Source organism: Terriglobales bacterium, assembly GCA_035624475.1.
Classification (GTDB): domain Bacteria; phylum Acidobacteriota; class Terriglobia; order Terriglobales; family Acidobacteriaceae; genus DASPRL01.
Genome location: DASPRL010000175.1, coordinates 1 through 5,010, shown reverse-complemented (window position 1 = coordinate 5,010; position 5,010 = coordinate 1). Strand labels below are relative to the sequence as shown.

Sequence of the window (5,010 nt, the reverse complement as noted above, 5' to 3'; positions counted from 1 at the left end):
CAATTCGGCCAGCTCGGGCAGCTCGGGAGCCAGGGCGGCGCAGCGCTCGATGCCGGAGCGGGCCTCCTCCCACATGGAATTAGCGAGGCAGAATCGGATCTCCTCCAGCAACTCGCCGGTGGCGGCGCCGGCGGCGGCTTCTGCGGCTGCTTCCTGGCCGACGAACTGCGCGGAAGGGACGGCTTCGGCCGGGGCCTCGACCGGCATCTCCGGCGGGGGCGCCGCCTCGGGGGCCGCTTCGGCGGCCGCCGGGGCCGGCTCCTCCACCGTCATCATGCTCTCCCACTCAGTGGAGAGATCGATCTCGTGGGGCGCCTCGGCGGACGCTGCCGCCAGCGGCTCGGGGGCAGCGGCCTGCAGATCGAACTCGGCGACAGCGGGAGCCTCGGCTTCGGCCTCTGCCGGGGGCGCCGGCTCGGCCTGGAAGGCGGCCTCGGCCACCGGCACCTCGGCCACCCCGCCGGCCTGCGCAGCCGCCGGGACCTCCGCCACCGGAGCCGCCCCTCCCTTCTCGCGATACTTGGCCGCCATGTCGGCGTACTGCTGGGCCGCCTCGGCGTGGCCGGCTTCCGAGAAGACCGTTTCCAGGATGTCGCAGCACTGCGCTGCTCGCGTCCAGTCCCGGGCGCGGGCATGAAGGGCAGCCAGGCGCTGGTTGAGGCGCACGTCGCGCGGCGCCCTGGCGATCACGCCCTCCAGGGGGGCGAGGGCCTTGGCGGGCAGGTTGTAGGAGTCATAGAGCTCGGAGTCGGTGAGGGCGAGCCGGATGGCGTCCTCGACCTCCTTCTCGTAGGTCTGCTGCACCGGGGGAGCGCCCTGCTCCAACTCCTCCACCATGAAGGCCTGGGCGCCTTCTTCCTCGGTAAGGGGCCGGGCGGCGGAATCCTCGCCCAATCTGGCGATGATCTGCTTGTAGCTCTGCTCGTGGAGCGGGTTCTCGGGCTCGATCTCGGCGAGTTCCTTGTAGAGGACCTTGGCCTTCTGCAATTCCCCGGCCTGGACGTAGGCGTGAGCGAGCAGCTCGTTGATCTCGGCGATATGCGTGGTCTCGGCGGCCTTGCGGTAGAGGCCCAGCAGCAGCTCCAGGGCGGGAGCGCTGTCCTTGATGCGATTGATGCTGCTGTTGAGAGTGGCGAGCAAGGCTTCCTTGTTGGACTGCAGCAACTGGTCGGAGTAGCGGTCGTAGATCTTGAGCGCGCCCTCGTGGTTGCCCGCCGCCAGCAGGGCGTCGGCATAGCGCTGCACCCCGGAGAGGTCGTTGTGGACCGACACCAGCTTCTGGGCGATGGGCTCGGCTTCGGGGGCGCGGCCCGCGGCCAGGTAGGCGTTGAGCAGGGCGCGCAGGGCGTCGGGGCGGGAGTCGAGGTCGGGGATCTTCTCCAGGTAGCCGATGCCGGCGGCGCCGTCGCCGGAATCCACGGCGATCTGGCCGCGCATCATGAGGGCGTCGTTGTTGCCGGGGTCGAGGGCGAGGACGCGTCCCAGGGCCTCGTCGGCGGCGTCCATGGCGCCGCGCAGGTAGAGCGACTGGGCAGCGGTGAGGAAGATGTTGCAGGCGTTGTCGCGCTTCCCCAGCTTGATGTACAGGTCCGCCAGCTTGGACTGCATGGCGGTGTTCTCGGGATCGAGCTCCAGCATCTTCTGGAAGATCCTGCAGGCGCCTTCCAGGTCGCCGGCCTTCATGCAGGAGTCGGCCGCCACCACGTACTGCTGGCGGGCGTCGTTGTAGAGGCCTTGCTGGGTATAGAGTTCGGCGAGCTTGAGGACGATCTCCGGGGCGGAAGGGGTGAGCTTGGCCAGCTTCTTGTACATGGCGATGGCCTTGACGGTGAAGCCTTCGCCGGCGTAGGCGTCGCCCACGCGCTTGAAGTAGGTGGCCGCCTGGTCGGGCTTGCCCACGCGCGCGTACAGGTCGCCGATGGTGTTGAGGACGGTGAGGTCCTTGGGGTCCTCTTTGACGACCTTTTCGTACTCGGAGATGGCGTTGGGCAGCTTGCCCTGCTGGACAAACTTCTCCGCCGCCGCCATCACCTTCTGCTTGTTGAAACCGAAGCCAAGCGCCATAGAGTGAGAACTCCGGGCCCGACCCCCCAAACCTCGTCCCGCCCGGCTGCAAAGGCTGCTGCGGAAAGCGAATCGCGGCGGGTTGGCCTCTTCCCTTTCGCCGCGCGCACGCGCGAACCGGGGAGGAGGGCCTTCCTTGGGAGTTGCCCTCAAAGTAACACAAACAAAGGGGCTGGCCCAAGGGAAATGGCCCCCGGGGAAGCCAGGACGTCAGCCGGGGCGGCGGGCGCGCCGCCCCTTGGGAAGGGGCATGGTCTGATCCTCGAGAACCTACTGCACTTCCAGGGTGAGCGTGCCGGCGGACTGGTCGGGAGTGGCGCGGATGGTCAAGCGGCCGTCGGGCGGGAAGTCGGCCTTGATCTCGCGGGTCTGGTCGAAGCCCTCACCCTTGATCTGGACGCGCACGGTGTGGCGGCCGGAGGGCACGCGCACGGTCTGCGAGAAGTCGTGCTTGCGGCTGCTGAGCTTGCCGATGAGGGTGAGGTCGTCGTCTACCCAGACGGAGAAGTCGGCGGCGCGGAATTCGTGATAGCAGTGGAAGGAGAGGTTGGAGGGTGCGGCCTCGCCCGCGCCCGGGCTCAGGCCGCCGCCGCCGCTCGCCGCCGAACCGCCGCGGGTGAGCGCCCAGCCCGCCACGATCAGCACCAGCACCAGCACGCCGGCCCCGACCTGCACCGGGCGTCTCCGGGAGAGCGCCGACAACCTCTTTCCCAAGGAAGGGCGCGGAGGCACGGCTGCGACCGTGATCTCGGTGGAGCCGCGGACCAGCGTGGCCTGCTCGGCCGCAGGCGCCCGCAGGGTCTGTTCCGCCGCCGCGACCGGCTGGGCGCTGCCGACCACGGTGCGCTCGGTCGCGCCGGGCTGGGTGCCGGAGCCGGCCCAGCGGGGTGGGCGCCCCTGGCGCAGGTCGTCGAGGTCCTGGGCCAGGTCGCGGCCGCGCGGGTAGCGTTGCCCGGGGTCCTTGGCCAGCGCGCGCGCCAGCACCAGGTCGAACACCGGGCGCAACGCCGGGTTCCTCTGCGTCACCGGCGGCGGCTCCTTGTACACCACCTGGAAGGTCACGGCGGTGACGGTGTCGCCGGCAAAGGGCTTCTCGCCGGCCAGCAGGGAATAGAGGATCACACCCAGGGAGAAGAGGTCGGAGCGGCCGCTGACCGGTTGTCCTTGTAACTGCTCCGGCGACATGTGCGTGGGCGTCCCCAGCACCTGCCCGGGCAGGGTGAACTCGGAGAGGGTGAGCTTGGCGATGCCGAAATCGGTGATCTTGGCGCGGCCGTCCTCGGTGACCAGGATGTTCGCGGGCTTGATGTCGCGGTGGATGATGCCCTGGGAGTGGGCGTAGTCGAGGGCTTCGGCGACCTGGCGCACGAAGTCGAGAGCCGCGTCCACGGTGAGGCCGCCGGCGCCGGCCACGCTCTCCAGCGTGCGCCCGGCGATGTACTCCATGACGATGAAGGGAGTGTGGGTGGTCTCGTCCTCGCCCACGTCGTAGATGGTGACGATGCCGGGGTGAGCGAGCTTGCCCGCGGCCTGGGCCTCGCGGAAGAAGCGCCGGCGGTACTCCTCCTGGTCGGCGGGGGTGGCGCCCAGCACACTGATGGTCTTGAGCGCGACGATGCGGTCGATGCGGGGATCTCGCGCCTGGTAGACCCGGCCCATGGCTCCGCGCCCGATCTCGGTCAGGATCTCGTAGCGGCCCAGGCGTTGGATTTCCACGGCGAAAGTCCGGCGCCTATTCCTTGGCCTGCTCGGTCAGGGTGTACATCAGGGTGGAGGTGCCGATGCGGAACTCGGAGAGATGGTGCAGCTCGTGGCTCTTCACCCGCTGGCCCTCCACGAAGGTGCCGTTGGTGGTGTTAAGGTCGGTAAGGGTGGCGCGGTTGCCCGCCACCTCCACCACGCAGTGCTGGCGCGAGATCTCGGGGTCGTCGATCACGATGTCGCAACTCTGCCGGCCCACCACCACGCGCGGCGCGGAGAGGCGGAAGAGGTGGCCTTTGAAGGGGCCGTCGATGACGGAGAGCGAGACCACCTTGCCGTCGGGCAGGTGCAGGTCGCTGCGCACCACGCTGATGCGGGTGCCGCCGTCTTCGGCGCTCATCGACCACGGCGCGGGCACGCCGCCGGCGGGTGGCTTGGGAAGGTCGCCGGGAGGAGGCGGCGGGCCGGGGGTCCCCGTCGCGGCGGCGGCCGGCAGCGCCACCACGAAGGACTGGTTGCACTTGGGGCAGCGCCCTTGCACCTTGCTCTTGCCGACGAAGCGCTTTTCGTCGAAGGTGGCCTTGGCGCCGCACTTGGGGCATTCGACCGTCATGACCGCAGGTTACCCTCGGGACAAACCGCTCATTATCCTAGGTTTGCAGAATGCTACCACAGTCCGCCCGCCCAGTTCCGGCGCGCCAGGCGGCTGCGGGGTGACCAGGGAGGTCCGCGAAACCCAGGTGCAAGCCGCTGCGCCCGGGCCGTTCTCCCGGTATGGAAAAGACAAAGAAGATGAGTGAACCCGCACTCGCCGAGCGCGAGCACCTGGCCCACTTGGTGGCCCTGGGCGAGAAGGCCTACGACCAGATGTACGAAGTCCACGACCAGCACTCCGCCGACGCCTGCTATCGCGACGCCAAGGACGCCTACTGCGACGCCATCGGGCTGGCCCACCGGCTGGGCCTGCGCGACGAGGCCGCCCGGCTGGAGAAGCGTCTCGCGCACATCAAGGCCGTCTATCGCAACCAGTTCTGGCAAGGGTAGGCCCCCCGGGGAGAAGCCCTTCTTTCGTCCTAACCGCCGGCCCGAAATCGGGTCTAATGGGCGGATGGAAATGGACGATGCAGCGGCTGTGGCAGAGGCGCAGGCCGGCAATCGAGACGCCTTCCGCCTGCTGGTGGAGCGCCACAGCCGAGGCATCTTCCGGCTGGGATTTCGCATGACGGGCAACGAGGCGGACGCGGA

4 protein-coding genes are annotated in these 5,010 nt (G+C 69.1%); 1 reads left to right on the top strand and 3 read right to left on the bottom strand.

Annotated elements, in window-relative coordinates:
* From VEG08_07190 to VEG08_07180, 3 genes are all read right to left on the bottom strand, one after another.
* A partial coding sequence (locus VEG08_07190) for a tetratricopeptide repeat protein (protein HXZ27769.1) occupies nt 1-2,064 on the bottom strand: 2,064 nt, incomplete at its 3' end.
* A 270-nt stretch (nt 2,065-2,334) separates the two neighbouring features.
* Nucleotides 2,335-3,780 carry a serine/threonine-protein kinase gene (locus tag VEG08_07185; protein HXZ27768.1) on the bottom strand — a complete coding sequence of 482 codons (1,446 nt, stop codon included), beginning with the start codon at nt 3,778-3,780 and terminating at the stop codon, nt 2,335-2,337.
* Between the two features lie 16 nt (nt 3,781-3,796).
* Nucleotides 3,797-4,378 (bottom strand): FHA domain-containing protein, encoded by a 582-nt coding sequence (locus tag VEG08_07180; GenBank protein ID HXZ27767.1) that lies wholly within the window; start codon nt 4,376-4,378, stop codon nt 3,797-3,799.
* Between the two features lie 179 nt (nt 4,379-4,557).
* Here VEG08_07180 and VEG08_07175 point away from each other — a divergent pair, with 179 nt between their 5' ends.
* Complete coding sequence (locus VEG08_07175) at nt 4,558-4,809, top strand: hypothetical protein (GenBank protein HXZ27766.1); 252 nt, start codon at nt 4,558-4,560, stop codon at nt 4,807-4,809.
* The last annotated feature ends 201 nt before the right edge of the window (nt 4,810-5,010 follow it).

Excerpts from the sequence above, each read along its gene's own strand:
- VEG08_07180 (HXZ27767.1), bottom strand. The coding sequence starts at position 4,378 with ATGACGGTCGAATGCCCCAAGTGCGGCGCCAAGGCCACCTTCGACGAA.
- VEG08_07175 (HXZ27766.1), top strand. The coding sequence starts at position 4,558 with ATGAGTGAACCCGCACTCGCCGAGCGCGAGCACCTGGCCCACTTGGTG.